Here is a 25469-nt window from a genome sequence, read left to right on the forward strand (position 1 = left end):
GTTGTTTTGTACACTATAGTTTCGTGTTTTGATAATATTTTTTGATTTTCTCTAAATAATACTTTTGTAGTTCTAAATCATTTAACCGACTTGCTTCTTGTAATCTATGTTTAAGTATATCTATCGAGTCATCTTGCTTGTTAGCAAGCAGAATATTAATATAATCTTCTAATTCTTGTTCATATGGCATATCGTTTAACATATAGTTATCAAGTGCCATAAAAGCTTCCTTCAATTCATCAGATTCAACATATTGTAAAACATCACTCAGCTTAAAGACATCATTCTCAGCATAAAAATTACGCAAAACGTCAAATATGTGTTTAAAATAATTATTTGAAAAGTCTTCTACTTCCAGTTTTTGTTGATAATTCAAGAAAGTATCCTTATCTCTAGTGAAATGTTTTAATAGAGAAACTTCCGCTCTTTCATATTTATTGAGTCGACCAAAATCAGGAGCGATTCGGACATCACTATCATGAGAAGGCTCGAAACGTGAATATTGATTTACAGAGCGATTAAGACTATCAGAATTCACTTTAAACAATTCTGCCGCTTCTTGCAAGACTTTCTTACGTAAAATTGATGATGACATATATGAAATATCTTGAGTGATTTCTTTCAAATATTTTTCGTATGCTAAGTCATTATGTAGTATTTCGTCTTTATGTAGATTAATTTTATATGTAACAAATGACTTCTTCTCGCGTGCGACAAACTGAGTAAATGCTTCTTCTCCGTGAGTTTTAATATAATCATCAGGATCCATGTTATTAGGCAATTTGATAACAAAAATATTAAACCCTTGCTCTAATAAGCGCTGACCTGTTTTTAAGGAAGCATTTTGGCCTGCTTCATCACCGTCATATAACAGCGTAACATTGTTAGTTAATTTCCGTATTACTGTAGAGTGTTCTTGGGATAACTCAGTCCCCATCGTCGCAACGACTGGAGACAAACCAGCTTGGTCTGATTTAATGACGTCCATAAAGCCTTCTAACAAATAAATTTCATCAGACTTTCTAATGGAACGTCTTGCTTGATCTAAATTATAAAGAAGGCGCCGTTTATGAAAGATAGGTGTTTCAGGGCTATTAAGATATTTAGGTTCTTGATTCGTATAAGTACGTCCTGAATAGCCTACAGTCCGTCCTTGGGCATTCTTAAGAGGAAACATTATTCTATTTCTGAATCGATCGTAGTAATTAAAGCTTTCTTCATTTCTAGCTAAGAGGCCTGCTTCATATGCAAGTTCAATATCATAGCCTTTCTTCTGTAAGAAATCATGGCAAAACTGAGGATGATCAGGTGCAAAACCAATTTTTCGTTTTTCAATTATTTCTTCTGTAAAACCTCTTGATTTTAAATAATTTAACGCCTCTTCTCCCTCAACGGTTTTCAGTAAAGCGTAGTGATAGTAGGATTGCATGAGTTCATGCATCTCAATCATCTGTAAATCATCTGAAGCAATTTGATGTGAAGAAGACTCAGAGCCAGTAGGTACATTGACTTGAATATTGACTCTCTCACCTAGTTCTTTTACTGCCTCTTGAAAAGGTATATCTTTAATTTCTTGTATGAATTGAAATACATTGCCGCCTTTTTTACAACCGAAGCAATGACAAATTTGCTTATCTTCAGAAACTGTAAATGAAGGTGTTTTTTCATCATGAAAAGGACACAATCCTATGTAATTGCGCCCTCTTTTTTCTAATTTGACGTATTCGCTTACTACATCTAATATATCAGTCTTCTCTTTGATTTCATTAATAACAGATTGATCTATGCGCACTATGGATCACCTAGCATTTTAAATTATGAATCTATTTCTTTTTTTAAATCACTAAAATTATTTTGGTCAATAATATTTACAATATCGTTAGCGGTTTCTTCGATCGCTTTATCTGAAACGTCAATTACAGTGCAACCAATTTTATTCACGAGCGTATGGAAATAATCAAGTTCTTCACGAATACGTTGTTCAGTAGCATATCGAGCTGAGTCACCTAATCCTAACTGTTTAAGACGTTCCTTACGAATTTTATTTAATTTTTCTTCACTAATCTTTAAGGCGATAATTTTATTTGGATCCACGTCGAATAAGTTATCAGGAGGAGTCACTTCAGGCACCACCGGTATGTTAAGAACCTTATAACTTTTATGAGCTAAATACTGAGATAAAGGGGTCTTGGATGTTCTGGAGATACCGAGTAGAATGATGTCAGCCTTCGCTATACCTTTCGGATCTTTACCGTCATCATATTTAACCGCAAATTCAATGGCTTCAATCTTATTAAAGTATGCCTCATCCAATCTATGTACTAAACCAGGTTCGTAAAAAGGCTTTTCTTCCAATTCATCAGTGAGAATACGCATTAACGGGCCCATAATATCTACGGATTTGATTGCGGCCTCTCTAATTTGCGTTTCCATATATTTTCTAATTTCAGGTTTAACTAAGGTATAAACGATAATTGAATTTGTGTCTTCTGCTACTTGAACAACCTCATCAACATTTTCAAACGATTCAATATAAGGATAACGTGTTATATCTTGTTCACACTGATCTGGTTTGAATTGCGATAGTCCTGCTCGTGCCACTAATTCAGCAGTTTCCCCAACCGAATCTGAAGCAACAATTATATTTAACTTATCCATTTGATATTTCCACCTATTCTTTAAATAATGATACAAACAGTTTGGTAATGGTTGTTTTCGAGATACGTCCTTTAATCTCTACTGTGCCTGTCTGCTTATGTTGTACGATAGGAAGAGAATCTATTTCCTTTTCAATCATCAATTGTGCAGCAGTAATCACTTTATCTTGAGTAGTGACATAACTTAAGTTAGGCATGCGTGTCATGATAATATCAACAGGAGTTGTATGTATATCTTCACCCATCATGGAAGCTCTTAGTAAATCCTTTCTAGAGCAGACACCTACAAAGTCCCCTTTGTTGTTAATAATAAAAAGTGTGCTCACGTCTTCCATGAAGATTGTACATATTGCATCATAAATAGACACGCCGTTCTTGATGATAATTGGATGAGAAGCATAGTCCTTTACTATATACTTGCTTAACTCTTCAGTAATGATCTTATTCTGAGATTTATTGGTATAGTAATAGCCAACACGCGGTCTTGCTTCTAGAATCCCTGACATCGTTAGTATAGCTAGATCAGGTCGCAACGTAGCACGTGTAAGGTTGAGTTTCTCGGCGATGTTTTCCCCCGTAATCGGCCCCTTACTTTTTACTATTTCTATAATTTGTTGTTGCCTTTTACTCAATTCGATCGCTATTCACCTCTTTCACCTATACAGATAACTATTATACAATGAAATAACTCGACTCACAAACTGATATATTTACTTGCTATTGATAGCTGTATCCATTAAAATGTATGTTACAGCGAGTTAAGAAAAGTGAAAGCTTAACAATTTACTTGGCATACAATTAAATGATATTAAAGTGAGTGTCTACACTAAATTGGGTGGAACCGCGGGTTAAAAAGATTAAAGAAATAAGCTACTAATTCAAATATATAATGTGATGGATTAGTACTTAGATATAATTATTAAAATCACAACTCGTCCCAAGGCAAAGTATGATAGAAGAGCTTTGTCTTGGGACTTTTTTAAGTTGAAGGAGTGTAAATTTGATGGCAAAAGATATGGAAAGTATAGTTCATTTAGCTAAACACAGAGGTTTCGTATTTCCCGGCAGTGATATCTATGGCGGCTTGTCAAACACTTGGGATTACGGACCATTAGGTGTTGAGTTAAAAAATAATATTAAAAGAGCTTGGTGGCAAAAATTTATAACTCAGTCACCGTATAATGTAGGACTAGATGCGGCTATCTTAATGAACCCGAAAACGTGGGAAGCTTCAGGACACCTCGGAAACTTTAATGATCCGATGATTGATAATAAAGATAGCAAGATTCGTTACCGTGCAGATAACCTTATAGAGGATTATATGCGAAATGAAAAAGGCGACGAGAATTTTGTTGCAGATGGTTTAAGCTTTGATGAAATGAAGAAAATCATCGAAGAAGAAGGAATTGTTTGTCCGGTTAGCGGTACAGCAAATTGGACTGATATACGTCAATTTAACCTCATGTTCAAGACTTTCCAAGGTGTTACTGAGGATTCATCTAGTGAACTCTTTTTACGTCCTGAAACTGCACAAGGTATCTTTGTAAATTATAAGAATGTACAGCGTACTATGCGTAAGAAGTTACCTTTTGGTATCGGCCAAATAGGTAAATCTTTCCGTAACGAAATAACTCCAGGAAACTTCATTTTCAGAACACGTGAATTTGAACAAATGGAATTAGAATTCTTCTGTAAACCAGGTGAAGAAATAGAGTGGCAAAGCTATTGGAAAACCTTTGCTAGCCAATGGTTAAAAGATTTAGGTTTGCAAGAAGCGAATACGCGCTTACGCGACCATGATGCTGATGAACTCTCTCACTATTCAAACGCTACTACAGATATAGAATATCGCTTCCCATTTGGTTGGGGTGAATTGTGGGGCATAGCTAGTCGTACAGACTTTGACCTAAGCAAGCACGCAGAACATTCAGGTGAAGATTTCCGCTACCACGATCAAGAGACAAATGAAAAATATTTACCTTATTGTATAGAACCGTCTCTTGGTGCAGATCGTGTAACGCTAGCATTCTTGTGTGACGCTTACGATGAAGAAGGAGTAGAAGGAAGTAAAGATGCTCGTACTGTACTTCACTTCCACCCTGCTTTAGCACCGTATAAAGCAGCTGTGCTACCATTAAGCAAAAAACTCTCAGGCGAAGCTATCAAAGTCTTTGAACAATTAAGTCCACACTTCTCAATAGATTTCGATGAATCGCAATCTATAGGCAAACGTTATCGTCGCCAAGATGAAATCGGAACACCTTATTGCATCACTTTCGATTTCGATTCATTAGAAGACAATCAAGTTACTGTGCGCGATAGAGATTCAATGGAACAAATTCGTATGCCTATTTCAGAATTAGAAGCTTTCTTAGCTGAGAAAGTGAAATATTAAGGTCGATAAACAGTAAACGTAAATTAAAGAATTACTTCTAACAACTAAAAATGAGTCTAGGACTTAAAGGTCTTGGGCAGGAGAGAAAAGGGAGCGGGACAGAAATCTAATTTGAATAAAAAGATTTCTGCCCCGCTCCCTTTTTCATTACTATTCTAAGGATTACAAAGTATAGGCTAGAATGTTTTAAAGTTCATTTTCACCAATTGTTTATATTGAATATAATAGAGAAGATCTCACTTTTAAAGCGCTTTACGTATCTCACGCTTCTCAATAAATTAGCATATGGGTAACTCGTTCTATATAGTATGACGTTACAACGTTAACTAGGAGTCCAACCGTCGTAGTTGATTAATTAATTTTTGACTTTTAAAAAACATACCAGCGTACTCTCTATATAACATCATCATAAGTTCAGACATTTCATCGACTAGCTGTTGCTTAATGTTTATACCATCCATTTTATCTATAGGTAAAGATTGCAAGACATAAAGTAAATAAAGTGTCTTATTAGAGAGTCTTACAGCATGTGGATCCTCGGATAAAAAGGCTTCAGAAATAGCTCCATCATATTTAAAACTATATCCGCATAAGGCAGATTGTTCAGTCTGTCCACTGACTGCACACTGATTAAATGAAGCATTGAAACCAAAAGCAGGCATACATTTCAGCAAAACTATGACAGACATGAGTTGAGCTGAAATGCCTTCACTCATCTTCTCTAAAGCGAACGATAATAATTGATAACTATATTGTGAGACTTCATCGTCTTCAATAGATCGATCTATAGTTTCAACACACAATGACGCATAGCTACTTTCATAAATATCAAGTCTCAAGTGAAAATTTTGATTGATGACATCTACAGAGCTCAGCGTTCCCATTCCTTTCCAGCGAGAAAAGATAAATAAACCGAAGACAAAGGGCTGAGTATCAGCTTGTAAACTGCTGTTACTTTTCTTCGCCCGGCGTACCAACAAAGGGATCTTAGCACCATGCTCATTTAAAATCGTAATGATCTTATCAGATTCGCCATAATCAACAGATTTAATAATGATGCCCTTTTGCTTTATTAGCATATATCCACCGACTCTCTACAGTACTAATCTTGATCTTCAATGTAGCCCATCTGACGGATAAAGTTAACTTTATTACGCCAATCTTTTTGAACCTTTACCCAAAGTTCCAAGTATACTTTAGAACCGAGTAATCGCTCGATATCGACACGTGCACGTTTACCTACTTCTTTTAATTTTTTGCCGCCTTTGCCAATAACGATGCCTTTTTGAGAATCTCTTTCTACGTAAATAGTAGCTTCAACGCGTACTAAATCTTCGTCTTCTTTGATCATTCGATCGACATTAACGCCAATAGAATGTGGGATTTCTTCACTAGTTAAATGTAAAATTTTCTCTCTAATGAGTTCACTAACTACAAATTGTTCAGGGTGATCAGAAATTTGATTGTCCGGGTAGTACTTAGGTCCTGCAGGAAGATGTGATTTTAGTACTTCTATAAAATGCTCTACATTTAAGCCTTCTAACGCTGACATAGGTACAATTTCTGTGAAGTGCATATATGTTTGATATTGTTCTATTCTAGGCATTAGTTCATCAGGGTGTACTAAATCTATCTTATTAAGCACCAAGAATATAGGAGTATCTATATCTTTTAGCATATCCATAATGTATTCGTCCCCACGACCAATTTCCTCATTGATATTTACCATGAACATGATAGCATCTATTTCCGCTAGCGTATTACGCGCTACTCGCATCATATAATCACCTAATTTATGCTTAGGTTTATGGATGCCTGGCGTATCAAGGAAGATAATTTGGGCATCTTCTTCAGTCATAACACCTTGGACCTTATTGCGAGTAGTTTGAGGCTTATCTGACATAATGGCAATCTTATGTCCGACTACTCGGTTTACAAATGTAGACTTACCTACATTAGGGCGTCCAATAATGGAAACGAACCCTGATTTAAATTCTGTCATAGTTTTACCTGCCTTTTACTATTTAAATTAAAAATACATCTTTATTTAAAAATATAAGGTAAGAAGATGGCAAACCCTATTATAGCAGCCATTATACTAATAATGAGCACACTAGTTGCAGCAATATCTTTAGCATATTTGGCGTAAAGATGATACTCTTCTGTAGCTAAATCTACGGCAAACTCTACTGCTGTATTGATTGCTTCAAAAGCAAGCACGAGACCTATACATAGTATAATAATTAACCATTCATACTTATTAATATGAAAATAAATACCGAAGAAAATGACTAGTGTTGCAATAATACAATGTAAAAGAAATTTATGGTCCTTTCGTAATAAAGATACTAAACCTTGATAAGCGTATGTAAAGCGTTTCATCTGCTAGTATCTATTCAATCCAAATTCACTTAATATCGCTTCTTGACGACCAAACATTTCTCTTTCATCTTCTTCAGTCATGTGATCATAGCCTAATAAATGTAAAAATCCATGAAGGGCTAGAAAACCTAGTTCTCTATCAAGCGAGTGCCCAAATTCTTGTGATTGTTCCACAGCTACATCGGTACAGATAATAATGTCGCCTAATACACGTGGCATTTCACCACCCACTATTTCCTGGTCATCTTCTTCGAATGCAAATGATATCACATCGGTTACTTTATTTTTATTGCGATAAGTGTTATTTATTTGTTGAATTTCTTCTTTATCAGTAAAAGTGACTGATAATTCAGCATCATCATCGATATTCTCTTTCTTCTTTGCGAAGTTAAGTAACGCTTCTATGTTAGTAAGCCATTGTTCTGATACTTGATCAGTATGATCACTAAAATCTACGGTAAACATTTAATCAGTCCCTTCATATCGATCAATTATTCTACTAACTAATGGGTGTCGCACTACATCAGTTTGATCAAGCTTCATAATACTGATACCCTTGACATCTCTAAGTTTTTTAACAGCTTCATTTAGACCGCTTTTAATACCTTTAGGTAAGTCAATTTGGGATTGATCGCCAGTGACAACCATTTTTGAGCCAAACCCAAGGCGCGTAAGGAACATTTTCATCTGAGCATGGGTGGTATTTTGTGCTTCGTCTAAGATGACAAAGGCATCGTCGAGCGTACGACCACGCATGTATGCTAAAGGGGCTATTTCAATTATACCTCTCTCAATAAAGCGCGCTGTTTGCTCTCTACCTAATACGGTATTTAAACCGTCATATAAAGGACGCAAATATGGGTCAACTTTTTCCTTTAAGTCACCAGGTAAGAACCCTAATGATTCACCTGCTTCCACTGCTGGACGGGTGAGCACGATGCGCTTAACATTGCCTTTACGAAGTTGTTTAGCCGCAAACACTACGGCTAAAAAAGTTTTCCCTGTCCCAGCTGGTCCGAGACCAAGTACAAGATCGTTATGGAACATAGCGTTAACGTACATACGTTGCCCCATAGTCTTAGCGCGAATAGTCTTACCAAACGCATCTTTAGTTATTTCTTCTTCGTATAAGTCTAGAAGGTAGTCTATTGTATTATTTTTTGCCATTTTGATTGCTGCTTCGACATCTTTAATTGTAATAGTTACTCCTTGTTCTATCACTTTTCTTAAGTTGATGAGGACATCTTCAGCTTTTTCTACTTCTTCTACTTTTGTTCCTTTAACAGCAATCTCTTGCCCTCTTGCATGTATGATAACATCAAACCCATCTTCAATCGCTTCGATGTGTTCGTCATTACTACCTAGTAAAGCTTGAACTACGTTGATGTCATCAATTTGAATAATTCCAGGCATATAGCCGCTCCTTTACATATTAATGATTTCATCTATATTTTAGCTTAAGTTCACCTTTCTTACAAAGGGTTATATAATAAGCGAGTCGATTTATCAAGGATTTTTTATACTAACTATTAAATATTAAGGATAATTTGTAATTGTAAAAGTGTACAGTAGATTAAATGTATCATCTCAATACATCTTTAGTTCAGTTCGTTTATATAAAGTACCCTCGAAACATTTATTAAAACTACAAAAACTGGAGGAGAACATAGTATAGAAATTTGTTCCCTTCCAGTTTAGGATTGTACTAATTTAATTGTTTAGGCTTATTTAATATCTCAGACCATATTAAACCATTAATAACTGCATCTTCATCATAAGCAAATATTTTGTCATCATTTAAGTGAGGTTGATTTTTAGCTTGATAAAGTTGTTTTAACCTTATACGTTTAGTATGAATGGAAAGCGTTGAATCAGTAATAATCGCTTGTGCCTTCTTTTCTAAGCGTTCGAGCTTCATCTCTTTCTCACGATCAAGCACAGCCCGTATCCCATCTACTCGTTCATACATTTCCCGTTCTAATTCTAGTCTTTTTTCTTTATCTTTTTCACGCTGACGTTGTTTCAATTTACTTGCTTCACTAGATTGTTGTTCAGGATTAATAGGAGAAATAGTACTGGGTTGAGGCGAATCGTTATTCATTTTTTCCGGTCTAGTTCTCTCCTTAGGACTACCCTGTTGAGAGTTAGGCTGATTCAAATCTTTAGCCTCACTCATTTGCTCTTCAACTTTATCACCATCCTCTTCATTAGTCTGTTCATGTTGAGTAGGTTCGCTAGTATCTCGATCTTTATGATCCTTATCTAATAGAGCTTGACCAATAGATATTAGGACAGTCATAACAAAAATAAATATACCTATTTGCATTCGATCACCACCCCTGTTTATTCTTCTGGTGATTCATCGCCTTGTTGATTCGTTCGTTCATTAATAGCATTTCTCATTCCAGTATCGGCTTCTATATTCTTCAAATTATAATAATCTTTAACACCGATGTTGCCTGAACGTAGTGCCTCTGCCATAGCGAGCGGAACTTCAGCTTCAGCTTCAACTACTTTAGAACGCATTTCTTGTACTTTTGCTTTCATTTCTTGTTCTTTGGCAACGGCCATAGCACGACGTTCTTCTGCTTTAGCTTGAGCTATATTTTTATCTGCAATCGCTTGTTCAGTTTGTAAGTCAGCCCCGATATTTTTACTAATATCCACGTCTGCAATGTCAATAGATAAGATTTCAAAAGCAGTCCCTGAGTCTAACCCTTTACTTAATACTGTCTTAGAAATGTTATCGGGGTTCTCTAATACTTGAGTATGGGAATCACTAGATCCTAATGTAGATACGATACCCTCGCCGACACGAGCAATAATTGTTTCTTCTCCTGCACCACCTACTAGACGAGAAATATTAGCGCGGACAGTTATTCTCGCTTTAGCTTTGACCTCAATACCATTCATAGCTACCCCAGCAATGAAAGGCGTTTCTATCACTTTTGGATTAACGGACATCTTAACGGCATCTAGTACATCTCGACCTGCTAAATCAATAGCTGCAGCTCTTTCAAAAGGCAAATTTATCTCTGCACGTTGAGCAGCGATATTAGCATCTACCACTCTATCGACGTTACCCCCAGCTAAATAATGCGATTCCAGCTGAACTGTTTCAAGTTGTAAGCCTGCTTTATGCGCCTTGATTAACGGTTCAATGACCTTTCTAGGAGACACTCGACGGAAACGCATACCTACAAGTGTACCTATACTTACCTTTACCCCTGCTGCAATTGCGGAAATCCACAATCCTACGGGTACAAATGAGAAAAATATAAAAATTACTACTAAAATTATTACAGCAATAATAATAAAGCTAAATAAATCTGGCATTTAATTCACTCCTAAAGATTAAATTCTCTAACTACCACACGCGTTCCTTCAACCTCTAATACTTCTACTTTCTTGTTTCTAAGGATAAAGGAACCGTCAGATACTGCATCTATACGCTCATCATTGATAGTTATAATTCCTGCTGGTCTTAAATCAGTCACAGTTTCACCGTGTTGGCCAATTAAATGTGAACGATCATCATGTGAGGTATAACCGGCTTCTCTACTCGTTGAAGCTTTCAGAACAACATTGTCTAGTAACGGTATATTACGCTTGAAGATCTTAGTTAATATGACCCATTCAATAATAGATAAAATGAATGCAACAGTGACATTACCGACCATATAAACTAGGTTACTGCCTAAAGTAACAATACTAAAGACAATTAAGGTGAGACCTAAAATTCCTATAACAGCCCCAACTACGAAAAGCTCAATCACAACTAAGATGACTCCAAGAATAAATAAAATGACTGAAAGCAAGTTAACTTCGCCGACAACAAAGAAACCAAGGAAAAATATGAGAAGTATAATTGTTGAAAGGATACCTATCCCATTGATTCGCCTTGAATACAATTGGAATAAAAAACCACAAAAAATAAAACAAGTTAGTATTAACGTCACGAAAGGATGAACTATAATATGAGATATTTGAGTTACCCAGTTATCCTCTTGAGTTAGCATTGTTGGAAAAATGTTATGTATATCACCTATTCTAGTCATAAATTCACCTCGCTCCCCTATTTGATTATACATGAAATAGCACCTAGGTTATAGCTTTTTATACTTATAATTAGAAAGTTCAAATTATATTATATAATTTAAATTAATTGTAATATTATTCAAAAATAAATTGATATAGAAAGTTATTGTAGAATTGTTAATAAAGTGAGCAATTAGGAATTAGATATACGTAAAGAAGTAGTATTTAGGAGTATTAAACAGTTGGGTAGAAAGAGGTTGAACAAACTACCATTCTCATTAGACTGTGAAACTAATGATGAAGTGAAAAGAGGCCTATATTCAAAGTGAACTAGTAAATAGTCTTTGGTTAAATGTTATAGGAGTTGAGCTATAAAATCAGATATAAAGAGAAGAAAAAACCTAGACGTCATCTCGCCTAGGCTCATCTATAATTAATGTTAATGTTGAGGGAGTCAACGAACAATTAATTATTTGAATTTGCGTTTACGTGCAGCTTCAGATTTTTTCTTGCGTTTAACGCTTGGTTTTTCGTAAAATTCACGTTTACGCACTTCTTGGATTGTACCGCTTTTAGAAACAGAACGTTTGAAACGACGTAACGCATCTTCAAGTGATTCGTTTTTACGGACTACTGTTTTAGACATCTGTATTTCCCTCCCTCCAAATATCAACGAAACTTTATTCTCATTAATAGTCAGTTGAGCATAACTTCAATTAGTTAATAAAAATACTAGCTTTAATAACCAAATAAAACATACTCACAGGCTGTGTTAAGCCTTAGACTATTCATAGAACAGTATAATATATCTTATAAAACTGGTCAATTAGAAAAATTTACATTCTAAGCAATTAAACTGTAACAGCTTCCTCACTTCGATTAGTAGCATGTTGAACCACTCTTAAGAGCTTACCTTTATTCATAGGATAATCAGCTTGTGTAATTTTAACTTTTACTAATTCTCCTACTAAGGATTCGTCGCCTTCAAATTGTATTTTCATATAATTATCTGCATAGCCTATTAACGTTCCTGGTTCATCTCCAGATTCTTCAGGTATAACTTCTAATACTTCTTGATCAAAGCGAGAAGCATAAGATTTAGCAAGTTGGTCGCTCAAGTTAATTAAACGGTGTACACGTTCGTTTTTTATTTCTTCATCTACTTGATCATCCATACGTGCTGCAGGGGTACCAATTCTTGGTGAATATGGGAAGACATGTAATTCAGAAAATTGATGATTAATTATAAAATCATAAGTCTCTTGAAATTCTTCCTCTGTTTCTCCAGGGAATCCAACTATCACATCGCTCGTAACCGCTAGACCTGGAAGGACGCTGTGTAATTTAGTTAAACGTTCAGAAAAATGAGCCATAGAATATTTACGACGCATGCGTTTAAGTACACTATCTGACCCAGATTGTAAAGGTATGTGCAAGTGTCTAACTACTTTGGATGATTTAGCTATAACATCGATAACTTCATCAGTTAACTGGCTCGCTTCTATAGATGAGATACGGATTCTTTCTAAACCATCAACCGTTTCCAAGTCTCTTAAAAGCTGCGCTAAATTATAGTTTTTCAAATCCTGACCGTACCCACCAGTGTGAATACCAGTTAGTACGATTTCTTTATAACCAGAGTTAACGAGTTGCGCCGCTTGCTCAATGACTTTTTCAGGTTCTCTAGAACGCATGAGACCTCTTGCCCAAGGGATAATACAAAATGTACAAAAGTTGTTACAGCCTTCTTGAATTTTTAAAGAGGCGCGAGTTCTATCAGTAAAGTAAGGAACCTCTAACTCCTCATATGTACGGTTTTTCATTATATTACTCACACCGTTGATCGGTTCGCGTTCACTCTTATACTGTTTTATGTAGTCTAGTAACTTAGTGCGATCTTGTGTACCAACAACTACATCAACACCAGGTATTTCCATGATTTCTGCAGATGAAGTTTGAGCGTAACAACCCGTAACGCAAACGACTGCTTCAGGATTTTTACGAATCGCTCTCCTAATAATTTGGCGGCTTTTTTTATCACCCGTATTAGTTACAGTACATGTATTGATAACGAAGACGTCTGCATTTGTATCAAAATCGACTCTCTCGTAATTAGCTTCTTTAAATAATTGCCATATTGCTTCAGTTTCATAGTGGTTAACTTTGCAACCTAGAGTATGAAATGCAACAGTAGACATATAATCACCCCGTTAAATCTTTTTCAAAACTCACAGCACTAAGAAAATAAAGTGGTGCGGTTTCAGCCCGTAAAATTCGAGGACCTAAACCTACTTGATAAGCTTTATTTGTAAACATATTAATTTCCTTTTCAGATAGGCCACCTTCAGGCCCAAATATGACTAATACACGATCGTAGTTATTGAATTGCTTTATTAATTGCTTAAGAGTGCTCTTTTCCCCACGTTTAGCAGCATCTTCATATGCAATCAGTACATAGTCATATTCATTTATTCTATCATAAATTTGTTTTAAATTCGATACATAATCGATAGTAGGTATGGTAAGACGATAACTTTGTTCAGCGGCTTCTTTGATTATTTTCTCCCACCGTTGAAGCTTCTTAGTGACTTTGTTCGAGTTCAATTTAACGACTGATCTTTCCATCTCCGTAGCTATAAAATGGTTTGCTCCTAGCTCTGTTGCTTTTTGAACTAACCACTCGTATTTATCCGCTTTAATTAGACCACTACATACAGTGATATCTAGCGGTAATTCTGTTTCGGTCTCTAACTGTTTAGTCAAACTAACCTCAATCAAACCTTCTTCTATTTGAGTAATCTGACACTCATATACTTTTTCATCATTAAAAGTAACAATTATCTGATTACCCACGGAATTTCGCATTACATTTTTAATATGATGTACATCATTTTCATCTTTAATAAAAAAACGCTGATTTTCATCAGCGTTTTGGTGAATAAAATATCTTTGCATATCTATTCGCTCACTTTCTGCCCCACAATACATACCCAACCATTATCGTGATTAATAGAAATGATCTTAAACCCAATACGCTTCATCTGAGTAACTATTGATGATTCCTTATCATCAATAATTCCAGAAGTAATAAAGTATCCTTCTTCATTTAAAGTATTATAAGCATCATCAATCATTTCTTCAATGATATGGGCTAAAATATTTGCAATAACTATGTCATAACGTTTATTTTCAGTCGATAGTAAATGGGTTGTTTCTGTCTCTATACAGTCATCACAATAGTTTTGCTTAAAATTATCTTTAGCTATATTTATAGCCATTTCATCTACATCAATTGCTTTTATGGGGTGAGCTCCAATTAAATGAGCAGCAACACTTAGAATACCTGAACCCGTACCGACATCTATCACTGAAGCATTAGGTGTGACATATGTCTCTATAGCTTCAAGACACATTCTAGTAGTAGGATGATCTCCAGTCCCAAATGCCATTCCTGGATCTAGTTTAATACATAATTCGTTTTCCTCGACTTTTTTATAAGTCTCCCAACTTGGAACAATAGTAAAGTGCTCAGATGCACGATAAGGATGAAAATAATTTTTCCATTCGTTTTCCCAATCTGTCTCGTCTATTGTGTTCGTGCTCAACTGATAAATATGCTTATCGAGCTGCTGTAAATTCTCTAAGTAGGTGTTAATTTCTTCTTCAACGTGAGAATTATAATCTACTTGATTAAAGTAGGCTTTGAGACGCACACCTTGAAGAGGATAATCGTTAGGGTTCAAATCATAGATTTCACCGTAGCGGTCTTCAAACTCTCGATTGAGGTCATTTGAATCTTCAATAACTACGCCGTTTGACCCCATAGTTTCAAGCTTTTGGCTTATATTATCCATAACTTCATGATTTACAGTGATAGATACCTCGGTCCATTTCATTGACTACTCTCCTTTGAAGAAACGTCTAGCTTTATCTTTAAAGTTTGACGGTTGTTCTTCTACTGATTCTCCACTTTCTTCTGCAAATTCACGAAGCAAGTCTTTTTGGCGTTCGCTTAGTTTAGTCGGTGTTTGTACCTCAACATTGACGAATAAATCACCGTAACCGAATCCGTGTACATTCTTAACGCCCTTATCTTTGAGACGGAACTGCTTACCTGTTTGAGTACCCGCAGGAATCGTAAGCATTACCGTATTTTTAAGCGTAGGTACTTTTATTTCATCACCCAGTGCAGCTTGAGGGAAAGTTAACTTAAGATTGTAGAATATATCGTCGCCTTCCCGCTCAAACTTTGAAGAAGGCTTAACTCTAAATACTATGAATAAGTCACCTTGTGGGCCACCATTTTCTCCTGGAGCACCCTCTCCAGCTAATCTAATTTGTTGTTCATTATCTACACCCTCAGGTATTTTGACATTAATTTTCACATTTTTATTTTCTGTGCCTTTGCCGTGACAAGTAGAGCATTTTTCTTCAAATTCTTGACCAGCACCATTACAAACTGGACAAACTTTTTCAGTTCGTACTCGACCTAAAATAGTATTTTGTTCAACTGCTACATGACCAGCACCATCACAATAGTGACATGTTTTTTTCTTCGTACCTGGTTTAGCGCCTTCGCCATTACAAGTATGACAAGTTACATCTTTTCTGATAGATATTTCTTTTTCTGCGCCAAATACAGCTTCTTCAAATGTAATTGTCATATTATATTGCAAGTCATCACCCTTTTTGGGTGCATTAGGATCTCTTTGACGACTTCCTCCAAAGAAGGAACTAAATATATCTTCGAAGCCACCACCGAAACCACTAAAGTCTTGACCGCCGAAACCTTGGTTTCCGAATCCACCTTGAGGTCCATCGTGTCCGAATTGATCATAATTAGCACGTTTATTGTCGTCACTTAACACTTCATAGGCTTCGGATATTTCTTTAAATTTTTCATCAGCGCCTTCTTCTTGATTGATATCAGGATGATATTTTTTTGATAACTTTCGATAAGCCTTTTTGATATCTGATTTAGAGGCATCTTTACTAACTCCAAGTACCTCATAATAATCTCTCTTGGCCACTTTATCTCTCTCCTTTTAATAATGTGTGTACTGAAATAAAAAGGAAAAAGTCAAAGCCAATGTTCAATTGACTTTGACTTGTTTTGGCTATGAAATAGTAACGCTATTTAATTAAGAAGCATTATTTATTTTGGTTGTCATCGTCTTTGACTTCTTTAAAGTCAGCATCTTCAACGTTGCTATCTTTAGATTCAGATCCTTGTTCTTGTTGACCTTGTTGCGCTTGAGCTTGTTCTTGAGCTTGCTGATATACTTTTGCTGAAAGATCTTGAACTACTTTTTCAAGTTCTTCTTTCTTAGCTTTGATATCTTCTAAGTCTTCGCCTTCAAGTGAAGATTTAAGCGCTTCTTTTTTCTCTTCAGCATTAGATTTATCTTCTTCACTAATGTTATCACCTAAATCAGAAATTGTTTTCTCAACTTGGAAGACTAAGCTATCAGCTTCGTTGCGTAAGTCACTTTCTTCACGGCGTTTTTGATCGGCTTCAGCATTTTCTTCAGCATCTTTTACCATTCTATCAATTTCTTCGTCTGATAATGATGAGCTTGACTGAATAGTGATGTTTTGCTCTTTATTTGTACCTAGGTCTTTTGCTGTAACGTTTACGATACCATTTTTATCTATATCAAAAGTAACTTCGATTTGAGGTACACCACGTGGAGCTGGTGGAATATCAGTTAATTGGAATCTACCTAATGTCTTGTTGTCAGAAGCCATTGGGCGCTCACCTTGTAGTACGTGAATATCAACGGCTGGTTGATTGTCTGCTGCTGTTGAATACACTTGAGATTTAGATGTCGGGATAGTTGTGTTACGTTCAATAAGTGTATTCATACGACCGCCCATAATTTCAATACCTAATGAAAGTGGAGTCACGTCAAGTAATACTACGTCTTTAACATCACCTGTTAACACGCCACCTTGGATAGCTGCACCCATAGCTACTACTTCATCAGGGTTTACACCTTTGTGAGGGTCTTTGCCTACTTCTTTCTTAACTGCTTCTTGAACAGCAGGAATACGAGTAGAACCACCTACTAAGATAACTTCATCAATGTCGTTGTTTGATAAACCAGCATCTTTTAATGCTTGGCGTGTAGGTTCCATAGTTTTTTGAATTAAAGAGTCTGCTAATTCTTCAAACTTAGAACGTGTTAGGTTAATTTCTAAGTGAAGTGGACCGCTTTCCCCAGCTGAAATAAACGGAAGTGAAATTTGTGTTTGAGATACGCCAGATAAATCCTTTTTAGCTTTCTCGGCAGCATCTTTTAAGCGTTGAAGTGCCATTTTATCTTGAGATAAGTCGATGCCATTTTCTTTTTTAAATTCATCTACTAGATAGTCGATGATAACTTGGTCGAAATCATCACCGCCAAGTTTATTATCACCAGCTGTTGCAAGCACTTCGAATACGCCATCGCCTAGTTCTAAGATAGAAACGTCAAAAGTTCCGCCACCAAGGTCAAACACTAATACTTTTTGATCTTGTTCTGTCTTATCTAGTCCATAAGCAAGAGCTGCAGCAGTTGGCTCGTTAATAATACGCTCTACTTCTAAACCAGCGATTTTACCTGCATCTTTAGTTGCTTGTCTTTCTCCATCATTGAAGTATGCAGGTACGGTGATGACAGCTTTTTCTACTTTTTCTCCTAAGTAATCTTCAGCTGTTTTTTTCAAGTTTTGAAGAATCATAGCTGATAATTCTTGAGGAGTATAAGATTTACCTTCTATGTCAACTTTATAGTCTGTTCCCATATGACGTTTAATAGATTGAACTGTATTTGGATTAGTAATTGCTTGACGTTTAGCGACTTCCCCTACTTGAGTTTCTCCATTTTTAAATGAAACTACAGAAGGAGTTGTTCTTGCGCCTTCTGGGTTTTGAATTACTTTTGGTTCGTCACCTTCTAGAATAGCTACACAACTATTTGTAGTACCTAAATCAATACCTATTACTTTACTCATAATTATAAATTCCTCCTAGATATATATGTTGAATACCCTAATTATTTACCATTTATTGATTAACTTTAACCATTGAAGGTCTTAAGACACGATCTTTCAATTTATAACCCGTCTGTAATTCTTGAGTGATCTGGTTCGCCTCAAATTCAGGGTTATCATCTTGCATTACCGCTTGGTGGTAATTAGGATCGAAATTTTCACCTTCAGTTTTTATAACTTCCAAGCCATTATCTTCAAGTGCTTTTAGCAAGCTCTCATGAACCATTTTCACACCTTTTTGAAGTGATTTAAATTGTTCATCCTCACCTTCTATTTGAAGAGCACGCTCAATGTTGTCGATAGTTGGAAGAATATCAGTTAAAACACTTTGCGATTGGTATTTTTTCATAGTTTGATTTTCTTTTTGTAAACGACGTTTATAATTTTCAAACTCAGCATATAGTCTAAGATATTTATCCTCATTTTCTTTTACTTCGTCTTTTAATTTTTGAATTTCTTCGTCTTTAGGATCAATATCTTTGCTAGGTTCATCATTTTCATGCTCTTGATCGTCGTTTAACTCGTCTGAGCTCTCATTTAAATCTTCTGATGATTGCTCTTGAGATTCTTGGTCTTCCGTAATTTTATCTTCGTGTTCCTCTTCATTATAAGAGTTTACCTGTTCTTCATTATCAGTTTGACTGTTGACTGATTCGTTTTTTTCTGTCATTTTCTGCCCTCCATTTTTTCGTATTCATTACCAAATTGCATTGAGCAGTTGAATAACATTTTGATATCTCATTGCAGTTGGTCCGATTACAGCTATTCGTCCTCTCAAATTGTTATCAATGTGATAGTCGCTTGTAATTATAGATATATCACTTAAATTATTGTCTATCTCATCACCTATTTTTACATCCGTAGCTTTGTCAGACATATTCTCTAATAGGTTAATAATTCGATGAGACTCAATATATTGTAGAATGGGTTGGATTGAAGAAACATTGGTTTCATCTAGTGCGTCTATGAGTTTAAACTTTCCACCCGTAAAAATCCCATTGCTCTGTTCATTGATGTGAACTTCCAATGAGGAGACTAAATTTTTGATAAAATCTCGCTCTACTGGAGAATTGGTAAACGTGTTGATTTCATTTTCAAAGCTTACATCACGTTGATATTTAAATTGAGCACTTACGAAATTAGCAATTTTAGTAAGCTCCTCGTTGGTCAAAGGTGCTTGGGAAGCTAAATGTAAATGTTCAACATGCCCTGAAGTGAAAACAACAATCATAATTACAAGGAATGCGTTAGCTCGAACCAATTGAATATCATTAATTATATCCTGCTTAAAATCTGGCCTCATTACTAATGTAGTGTACTGAGAGGCTTTAGACAGCTCCTCTGCAAATTCGCTTAGTGCAGAGGCGACATTATAATGATTTGAAGCCATTAAAGTCTTTAGTCGTTGACTTTTACTGTGTTGTTGTTGAGATGCTTCGTTCAATAGATAATTAACATGATATCTAAAACCTAGTTGAGAGGGACATCTGCCAGACGATAAATGCGTTTTTTCAATCAGTTGAATAGATTCTAAAACCTTCATCTCATTGCGTATCGTCGCTGCACTTACATTTAAGTTGTGTCTTTCAATTAAAGTTTTAGAACCGACTGGTTGTCCTAAGTCAACATAATCTTCAACAATTGCATTTAAGATGCTCAATTGCCGTTGTGTTATCATGTTTTCACCTCATTAGCACTCTTCTCTTTCAAGTGCTAATTATAATTTATCAAATTGGTCAAAGTAAGTCAATGTTAACGTACTATTTTTCTAAAAAAAGTTTAGACACTGAGTAAAAAGGTTTCAAACACTTCATTTCCAATTATCTTACCGCGCTCGGTTAATCTCATATAATTGGCGTTTGTTTTAATTAATCCTTTCTTAAGAAGTTCTTCAATCTGGTGTCCGTAGATATGGTAAATGTCTATTCCGAATTTATGATAAAAGCGTTCTATATTAACCCCTTCATTCATCCTCAAACCAAGAAACATCTCTTCTTCTATTTGCTCATTCAAAGTTAGTTTCGAAGAATTAAGAATGGGTGACTCGTTATTTTCTATCTTTTTAATATAATGATTTACTGGATTTACATTTGAATACCTTCGACCTTCTACATATCCACTGGCTCCCGCACCAAACCCATAATATCCTTCATTTCTCCAATATACTTTATTATGCTCTGATTCATGGTGTTGCTTAGCAAAATTAGATATTTCATATTGATGAAAAGAAGTTTGTTTCAGCTTGTTTTGAAGCAATTGATACATTTCTTCTCCAATATCTTCAGAGGGTAATTTAAGCTTTCCTTTACGGTACATATTATAAAATTGAGTTTGTGGTTCAAGTATAAGACCATAACCCGATATATGATCAATATCTAAAGTTAATGCTATGTCTAAGCTATCTTCAAAGTCTTTTAAAGTTTGTTGCGGAAGATGGTACATTAAATCTAAGCTTATTGAATTAATCCCAACTTCTCTTGCGTATGTTATAGCTTTATAAATATCTTCAGGATGGTGAGTACGACCTAAAAGTTTAAGTAATTCTTCATTAAAAGTTTGTACACCCATAGACAATCGATTTACACCATAACTCTTCAATAATTTAACTTTGTCGTAAGTAAGTTCATCCGGGTTAGCTTCAAAACTAAACTCTTTACGAATAGTAAAGTTTTGGGTTATAGCTTTTAGCAGTTTTTCAAGTTGATCATAATTCAAGGCTGTAGGAGTACCACCACCGACAAACAGTGTATTTAAATTGTTCTCCTCAACTGTAGACATTTCTGTAATTAAACAATCTAAGTAGCGGTCTACTGGTTGGTTTTGGATGAAATATTTATTGAAATCGCAATAAGTACAAATATGAACACAAAATGGTATATGGATATAAGCACTTTTTATTTCCATCTCAGCAACTCCCCTTCCTTGTCGCTATAAATAAAGGTGAATTCCACCAAAAAATGCAATGGAATTCACCTTATTAACCTAAACAGGTTTACCTTTACTCATCATCCATTTTTAACACTGCTAAAAAGGCGTCTTGCGGTATTTCAACGTTACCAACCGCTTTCATCTTAGCTTTACCTGCTTTTTGCTTTTCTAATAGTTTACGCTTTCTACTAATGTCTCCGCCATAGCATTTAGACAATACATTTTTACCCATTGATTTGATGTTTGTTCTGGCTATAATCTTTTGACCTATAGCAGCCTGGACGGGCACTTCAAATTGTTGTCTTGGTATTAGCGTTTTTAACTTTTCTACTAGAGCTTTGCCTCGTTCGTAAGCAAAATCTCGGTGAACTATAAAGCTGAGCGCATCTATCTTATCTCTATTAAGAAGTATATCCATTTTGACCAAATTACTTTCTTTATTATCGATGAACTCATAGTCGAAAGAAGCATAGCCTTTAGTTTGAGATTTTAATTGGTCAAAAAAGTCGAAAACTACTTCAGCAAGTGGTATTTCATAAATGATGTTTACACGAATATCATCAAGATAATCCATATTAACAAATTGACCACGTTTACTTTGGCAAAGTTCCATAACTGGACCTACATAGTCATTAGGAACCATCATAGTTGCTCTTACGAAAGGTTCATATACTTTCTCAATTTGATCACGTTCAGGCATTTGTGCTGGGTTATCAACTGAGACTTCATCACCAGTCTTAAGAATACATTGGTATATTACTGATGGAGCTGTGGCAATTAATCCTATTCCAAATTCACGTTCTATTCGTTCTTGAACAATTTCCATATGTAGCATGCCTAGAAAACCAGTACGGTAACCAAAACCTAGAGCTTGAGAAGATTCTGGTTCAAATTCAAGTGAAGCATCATTAAGTTGTAATTTTTCTAAAGCTTCCCGTAAGTCGTTATAGTCTTTATTATCTATAGGGAATAGACCACAAAAAACCATAGGATTCATCTTCTTGTAGCCTTTTAGAGGAGCTGTTGCAGGTCTGTTCGCATGAGTGATAGTATCTCCCACACGTGAATCATCAACATTTTTAATATTCGCGATGATATAACCAACATCTCCAACTGTTAGCTCTTCAACTGGTAATTCTTTAGGAGTATTAATACCTACTTCGGTAACTTCAAATTCTTTCCCTGTAGCCATCATTTTAATTCGATCCCCGGCTTTGACTACACCTTCCATCACACGGATGGCAGAAATAACTCCACGATACGTATCATATTCAGAATCAAAGATTAACGCTTTTAGAGGGTTATCTGGATCACCTTCTGGCGGTGGCACCATATCAACAATTTGTTCAAGTATATCTTCAATCCCTATATTTGATTTAGCACTTGCTAACACTACGTCCTCTTGATCTAGACCAATTACATCTTCTAATTCTTGCTTTACACGTTCAGGCTCTGCAGCTGGTAAATCGATTTTGTTTACTACTGGTAATAGTTCTAAATCATTATCTAACGCTAGATAAACGTTTGCTAAAGTCTGCGCCTCGATACCTTGAGCGGCATCAACAACCAAAATAGCCCCTTCACAAGCGGCTAACGAGCGAGAAACCTCATATGTGAAGTCGACATGTCCTGGTGTATCTATCAAATGAAATGTATATGTATTACCATCTTTAGCTTCGTATTTTAAACGGACAGCGTTCAATTTAATCGTTATCCCACGTTCTCTTTCCAAGTCCATTGAATCTAACAGTTGCTCTTGCATTTCTCTAGATTCAACCGATTTAGTATTCTCCAAAATACGATCCGCTAGTGTTGACTTACCATGATCTATATGAGCTATTATTGAAAAGTTTCTTATATATTTCCGTCTATTTAATCTTTCTTGTTTATCCATGTCAAATCCTTCTCACTTTCATTTTACCCACTTATATTACATCTTTGCTATATTAACGTTTTTATTCCATATTTGCAACATGTGAAGCGTTCTATATAAGTATACCTAGCTGATTAGTTTACTAGAACAACTATAAGTTATGGTAAATTATAGGTTAACTAATCTAGAACCAATTACAGCTTATTAACAACCTAATACAACTGTCGAAATGATTTAATTTAAGGGGGGGAGCGGGACAGAGTCTAATTTGAATAAAAAGATTTCGTAGTCCCGCCCCGGCAAGGATGACTAGAATTGAAAAAAGCTTGATACAAGCGCATTTTCAAATCAGTCATCTACTGCCAAGATGCTAAAAGGGTCTAGGACATTACATTATGTCCCAGTTTCTCTTTCTCTCTAGTCAAAGACCTTTATATCCCAGGCTCAGTCGCTCTCCCTCATCAACAAGGAGTAATCCCTCAGAAATTGACTAGTCGATTTAGAGTTTACAAAACGACTGTTTTAACACTTTTTATGCAAACATCTCATTTATACAACTTTACTTATGTGTCCCTTTTTTATTATTATAAATATTGAACAGTTAATTTCCAATCACTTTAGAGAGCTAGATGAGTTCCTTAAGTAACTATAAATAAATGATTGCAGAATGAGAACTGTTTTGATAAAATATTTCTTGTTGTAATCAAATATCATTTTGATAGTCAAGCCTAACCTAGGAGGTGACACATATGCCAAACATTAAATCAGCAGTTAAACGTGTAAGAAAGACTGAAGAAGCTGAACATCGTAATATTTCTCAAAAAAATGCGATGCGTACAGCTATTAAACGCGCTAAAACAGCAATTAAAACTGATGCAAGTGAAAAAGATGAATTAATTCGCTTTGCTCTTAAAAAAATAGACAAAGCTGCTCAACGTAACTTAATTCATTCTAACAAAGCTGACAGAATTAAATCCTCATTAATGTCAACTAGTAAGTAAAAAATAAGACATTGTGTTTTGAGAAGGGAGCGGGACAGAAATCTAATTTGAATAAAAAGATTTCTGTCCCGCTCCCTTCTTCTTTTTTATTCTATTAAAATCACTAACTCCTTATACCACTGCTTGCAATGCTACAAAAAGTTAAACCATTATTTATGAAGTAAGTTACAGTGATAGTATAAATAATTCTAGAATTAACAGTCTTTCCATATATGAAGATTTCAAGTTATAGTCTGCTTCTGCACAGTTATCAATGATATTTAACAGCTGGTTTAATTGATAGTAACGAGCTTGCTGTAAAGCTAATTTAACCCTATAGGGATGGGCGTTAACTGTTTTAGCGATTTGATTACTACTATAGCCTTTATTGTTAAGAATTTTACTTTGATAATATAGTCGGTAGTTACTAGTTATTAAAGCCAACAATTTAATCGGCTCTTCTTTAAGAGCAATTAAATCTCTAACTAAATTTATAGCTTCGCGTTTCTTCCCTTTTTGAATAAGATCAGTAAGAAGGAAAACATTTTGTTCTAGACTGCGATTTACAATCTCTTGCACATCTATTTTATTAATCGTTGTTCTATCACCTAGAAACAACTTTAGTTTTTCTAGCTCTCTTTTAATAATATTGAAATTGATTCCGGTTAATTCAATTAGTAAATTAAGCGCATCTTCTTTAATATCTTTGTAATCTTCATTTAATGTCCTTTTTATCCACTGCTTCATATCTTCTTCAGACATCTGCTCTACTTTTTTTAAGTTAGCGAATTTTTTTAATGTCTTAACAACTTTTTTTCGCTCATCAAGTTTAGCATTTTGAACTTCAAATATAAGTAAAGTTTCACTCTCATATTGTTCAAGAAATTTAATTAGCGCTTCATTATCAACTTGAGCGTCTTTCGGTGGTCTCTCTCCAGTAAAAACAAACGCATTTTGTACTAATACTACTTTTTTATCTGACAAAAAAGGCATAGTAAGCGTTTCTTCAATAATCTGATTTAAATCTGTTTCATAAAGGTTAAAACGAATAAAGTTGAACTCATTTTTTGGTTCATTTAAATATTGAGCGATCAAATCATCACATTTTTTCTCTATCAGTTCTGGAACTTCTCCGTAAATTGCATATATATTTTCGCTCATTCAAAATCGTCCCTTCTCAT

The 25469-nt window shown here is 35.2% G+C and carries 24 protein-coding genes; 2 read left to right on the forward strand and 22 right to left on the reverse strand.

Translation table 11 applies throughout. From position 1 onward, the window contains the following. Positions 1-13: 13 nt before the first annotated feature. Genes dnaG through ccpN form a run of 3 tightly spaced genes read right to left on the reverse strand, consistent with a single transcriptional unit; the run spans position 14 to position 3295 of the window. Entirely contained in the window at positions 14-1792 is a 1779-nt protein-coding gene (dnaG, locus tag N9R04_RS06885; RefSeq protein ID WP_262855971.1) for a DNA primase, read from the reverse strand. 23 nt (positions 1793-1815) lie between these two features. Next, complete coding sequence (locus N9R04_RS06890) at positions 1816-2658, reverse strand: pyruvate, water dikinase regulatory protein (protein ID WP_262855972.1); 843 nt, start codon at positions 2656-2658, stop codon at positions 1816-1818. 13 nt (positions 2659-2671) lie between these two features. Next, positions 2672-3295: a transcriptional regulator CcpN gene (gene ccpN, locus N9R04_RS06895; RefSeq protein WP_262856033.1), complete on the reverse strand. Its 624-nt coding sequence runs from the start codon at positions 3293-3295 to the stop codon at positions 2672-2674. A gap of 365 nt (positions 3296-3660) precedes the next feature. Here ccpN and N9R04_RS06900 point away from each other — a divergent pair, with 365 nt between their 5' ends. Beyond that, positions 3661-5052, forward strand: coding sequence for a glycine--tRNA ligase (locus N9R04_RS06900; protein ID WP_262855973.1), 1392 nt, complete (start codon positions 3661-3663; stop codon positions 5050-5052). 326 nt (positions 5053-5378) lie between these two features. Here the strand turns inward: N9R04_RS06900 and recO are convergent, their stop codons facing one another. From recO to lepA, 18 genes are all read right to left on the reverse strand, one after another. Continuing rightward, positions 5379-6131, reverse strand: coding sequence for a DNA repair protein RecO (recO, locus tag N9R04_RS06905; RefSeq protein ID WP_262855974.1), 753 nt, complete (start codon positions 6129-6131; stop codon positions 5379-5381). A gap of 23 nt (positions 6132-6154) precedes the next feature. Continuing rightward, positions 6155-7054, reverse strand: coding sequence for a GTPase Era (gene era, locus N9R04_RS06910; RefSeq protein ID WP_262855975.1), 900 nt, complete (start codon positions 7052-7054; stop codon positions 6155-6157). Positions 7055-7095: 41 nt separating this feature from the next. After that, positions 7096-7434, reverse strand: coding sequence for a diacylglycerol kinase family protein (locus N9R04_RS06915; protein WP_262855976.1), 339 nt, complete (start codon positions 7432-7434; stop codon positions 7096-7098). Between the two features lie 3 nt (positions 7435-7437). Continuing rightward, a complete protein-coding gene (gene ybeY / locus N9R04_RS06920; RefSeq protein ID WP_262855977.1) occupies positions 7438-7899 on the reverse strand; it encodes an rRNA maturation RNase YbeY in 462 nt (153 codons plus the stop codon). Next, positions 7900-8847 (reverse strand): PhoH family protein, encoded by a 948-nt coding sequence (locus N9R04_RS06925; RefSeq protein ID WP_262855978.1) that lies wholly within the window; start codon positions 8845-8847, stop codon positions 7900-7902. It lies immediately after the preceding gene. Positions 8848-9139: 292 nt separating this feature from the next. After that, positions 9140-9760 (reverse strand): hypothetical protein, encoded by a 621-nt coding sequence (locus tag N9R04_RS06930; protein ID WP_262855979.1) that lies wholly within the window; start codon positions 9758-9760, stop codon positions 9140-9142. A 17-nt stretch (positions 9761-9777) separates the two neighbouring features. Beyond that, positions 9778-10770, reverse strand: a complete 993-nt coding sequence (gene floA, locus N9R04_RS06935; protein WP_262855980.1) for a flotillin-like protein FloA — start codon at positions 10768-10770, stop codon at positions 9778-9780. 11 nt (positions 10771-10781) lie between these two features. Next, positions 10782-11492 carry an NfeD family protein gene (locus tag N9R04_RS06940; protein ID WP_262856034.1) on the reverse strand — a complete coding sequence of 237 codons (711 nt, stop codon included), beginning with the start codon at positions 11490-11492 and terminating at the stop codon, positions 10782-10784. Positions 11493-11941: 449 nt separating this feature from the next. Continuing rightward, positions 11942-12118 carry a 30S ribosomal protein S21 gene (gene rpsU, locus N9R04_RS06945; RefSeq protein WP_000048060.1) on the reverse strand — a complete coding sequence of 59 codons (177 nt, stop codon included), beginning with the start codon at positions 12116-12118 and terminating at the stop codon, positions 11942-11944. Between the two features lie 205 nt (positions 12119-12323). Beyond that, complete coding sequence (gene mtaB / locus N9R04_RS06950; RefSeq protein ID WP_262855981.1) at positions 12324-13670, reverse strand: tRNA (N(6)-L-threonylcarbamoyladenosine(37)-C(2))-methylthiotransferase MtaB; 1347 nt, start codon at positions 13668-13670, stop codon at positions 12324-12326. Positions 13671-13674: 4 nt separating this feature from the next. Then, the gene (locus N9R04_RS06955) at positions 13675-14427 is read right to left on the reverse strand and encodes a 16S rRNA (uracil(1498)-N(3))-methyltransferase (protein WP_262856037.1); all 753 of its coding nucleotides are present in this window, start codon (positions 14425-14427) and stop codon (positions 13675-13677) included. A gap of 2 nt (positions 14428-14429) precedes the next feature. Next, the gene (gene prmA, locus N9R04_RS06960; RefSeq protein WP_262855982.1) at positions 14430-15368 is read right to left on the reverse strand and encodes a 50S ribosomal protein L11 methyltransferase; all 939 of its coding nucleotides are present in this window, start codon (positions 15366-15368) and stop codon (positions 14430-14432) included. A gap of 3 nt (positions 15369-15371) precedes the next feature. Then, a complete protein-coding gene (dnaJ, locus tag N9R04_RS06965; RefSeq protein WP_262855983.1) occupies positions 15372-16502 on the reverse strand; it encodes a molecular chaperone DnaJ in 1131 nt (376 codons plus the stop codon). Between the two features lie 121 nt (positions 16503-16623). Further along, positions 16624-18468 (reverse strand): molecular chaperone DnaK, encoded by a 1845-nt coding sequence (gene dnaK, locus N9R04_RS06970; RefSeq protein WP_262855984.1) that lies wholly within the window; start codon positions 18466-18468, stop codon positions 16624-16626. A 52-nt stretch (positions 18469-18520) separates the two neighbouring features. After that, positions 18521-19177, reverse strand: coding sequence for a nucleotide exchange factor GrpE (gene grpE, locus N9R04_RS06975; RefSeq protein WP_262855985.1), 657 nt, complete (start codon positions 19175-19177; stop codon positions 18521-18523). Between the two features lie 27 nt (positions 19178-19204). Beyond that, positions 19205-20185, reverse strand: a complete 981-nt coding sequence (gene hrcA, locus N9R04_RS06980) for a heat-inducible transcriptional repressor HrcA (RefSeq protein ID WP_262855986.1) — start codon at positions 20183-20185, stop codon at positions 19205-19207. A gap of 101 nt (positions 20186-20286) precedes the next feature. Further along, entirely contained in the window at positions 20287-21411 is a 1125-nt protein-coding gene (hemW, locus tag N9R04_RS06985; protein ID WP_262855987.1) for a radical SAM family heme chaperone HemW, read from the reverse strand. 94 nt (positions 21412-21505) lie between these two features. Continuing rightward, the gene (gene lepA, locus N9R04_RS06990) at positions 21506-23329 is read right to left on the reverse strand and encodes a translation elongation factor 4 (RefSeq protein ID WP_262855988.1); all 1824 of its coding nucleotides are present in this window, start codon (positions 23327-23329) and stop codon (positions 21506-21508) included. A gap of 728 nt (positions 23330-24057) precedes the next feature. Here lepA and rpsT point away from each other — a divergent pair. Then, positions 24058-24309: a 30S ribosomal protein S20 gene (gene rpsT / locus N9R04_RS06995; protein ID WP_262855989.1), complete on the forward strand. Its 252-nt coding sequence runs from the start codon at positions 24058-24060 to the stop codon at positions 24307-24309. Positions 24310-24474: 165 nt separating this feature from the next. On the opposite strand, the gene holA is transcribed toward rpsT, so the two are convergent. Continuing rightward, complete coding sequence (gene holA, locus N9R04_RS07000; RefSeq protein ID WP_262855990.1) at positions 24475-25449, reverse strand: DNA polymerase III subunit delta; 975 nt, start codon at positions 25447-25449, stop codon at positions 24475-24477. Positions 25450-25469 lie beyond the last annotated feature (20 nt).

Origin of the sequence: Staphylococcus marylandisciuri, assembly GCF_025519785.1 — a bacterium.
GTDB classification, from domain to species: domain Bacteria; phylum Bacillota; class Bacilli; order Staphylococcales; family Staphylococcaceae; genus Staphylococcus; species Staphylococcus marylandisciuri.

Coding starts and splice junctions, on each gene's coding strand:
- N9R04_RS06890 (WP_262855972.1), bottom strand. CDS start 2,658: ATGGATAAGTTAAATATAATTGTTGCTTCAGATTCGGTTGGGGAAACT.
- N9R04_RS06900 (WP_262855973.1), top strand. CDS start 3,661: ATGGCAAAAGATATGGAAAGTATAGTTCATTTAGCTAAACACAGAGGT.
- recO (WP_262855974.1), bottom strand. CDS start 6,131: ATGCTAATAAAGCAAAAGGGCATCATTATTAAATCTGTTGATTATGGC.
- era (WP_262855975.1), bottom strand. CDS start 7,054: ATGACAGAATTTAAATCAGGGTTCGTTTCCATTATTGGACGCCCTAAT.
- N9R04_RS06915 (WP_262855976.1), bottom strand. CDS start 7,434: ATGAAACGCTTTACATACGCTTATCAAGGTTTAGTATCTTTATTACGA.
- ybeY (WP_262855977.1), bottom strand. CDS start 7,899: ATGTTTACCGTAGATTTTAGTGATCATACTGATCAAGTATCAGAACAA.
- N9R04_RS06925 (WP_262855978.1), bottom strand. CDS start 8,847: ATGCCTGGAATTATTCAAATTGATGACATCAACGTAGTTCAAGCTTTA.
- N9R04_RS06930 (WP_262855979.1), bottom strand. CDS start 9,760: ATGCAAATAGGTATATTTATTTTTGTTATGACTGTCCTAATATCTATT.
- floA (WP_262855980.1), bottom strand. CDS start 10,770: ATGCCAGATTTATTTAGCTTTATTATTATTGCTGTAATAATTTTAGTA.
- N9R04_RS06940 (WP_262856034.1), bottom strand. CDS start 11,492: ATGACTAGAATAGGTGATATACATAACATTTTTCCAACAATGCTAACT.
- rpsU (WP_000048060.1), bottom strand. CDS start 12,118: ATGTCTAAAACAGTAGTCCGTAAAAACGAATCACTTGAAGATGCGTTA.
- mtaB (WP_262855981.1), bottom strand. CDS start 13,670: ATGTCTACTGTTGCATTTCATACTCTAGGTTGCAAAGTTAACCACTAT.
- N9R04_RS06955 (WP_262856037.1), bottom strand. CDS start 14,427: ATGCAAAGATATTTTATTCACCAAAACGCTGATGAAAATCAGCGTTTT.
- prmA (WP_262855982.1), bottom strand. CDS start 15,368: ATGAAATGGACCGAGGTATCTATCACTGTAAATCATGAAGTTATGGAT.
- dnaK (WP_262855984.1), bottom strand. CDS start 18,468: ATGAGTAAAGTAATAGGTATTGATTTAGGTACTACAAATAGTTGTGTA.
- grpE (WP_262855985.1), bottom strand. CDS start 19,177: ATGACAGAAAAAAACGAATCAGTCAACAGTCAAACTGATAATGAAGAA.
- hrcA (WP_262855986.1), bottom strand. CDS start 20,185: ATGATAACACAACGGCAATTGAGCATCTTAAATGCAATTGTTGAAGAT.
- hemW (WP_262855987.1), bottom strand. CDS start 21,411: ATGGAAATAAAAAGTGCTTATATCCATATACCATTTTGTGTTCATATT.
- lepA (WP_262855988.1), bottom strand. CDS start 23,329: ATGGATAAACAAGAAAGATTAAATAGACGGAAATATATAAGAAACTTT.
- rpsT (WP_262855989.1), top strand. CDS start 24,058: ATGCCAAACATTAAATCAGCAGTTAAACGTGTAAGAAAGACTGAAGAA.
- holA (WP_262855990.1), bottom strand. CDS start 25,449: ATGAGCGAAAATATATATGCAATTTACGGAGAAGTTCCAGAACTGATA.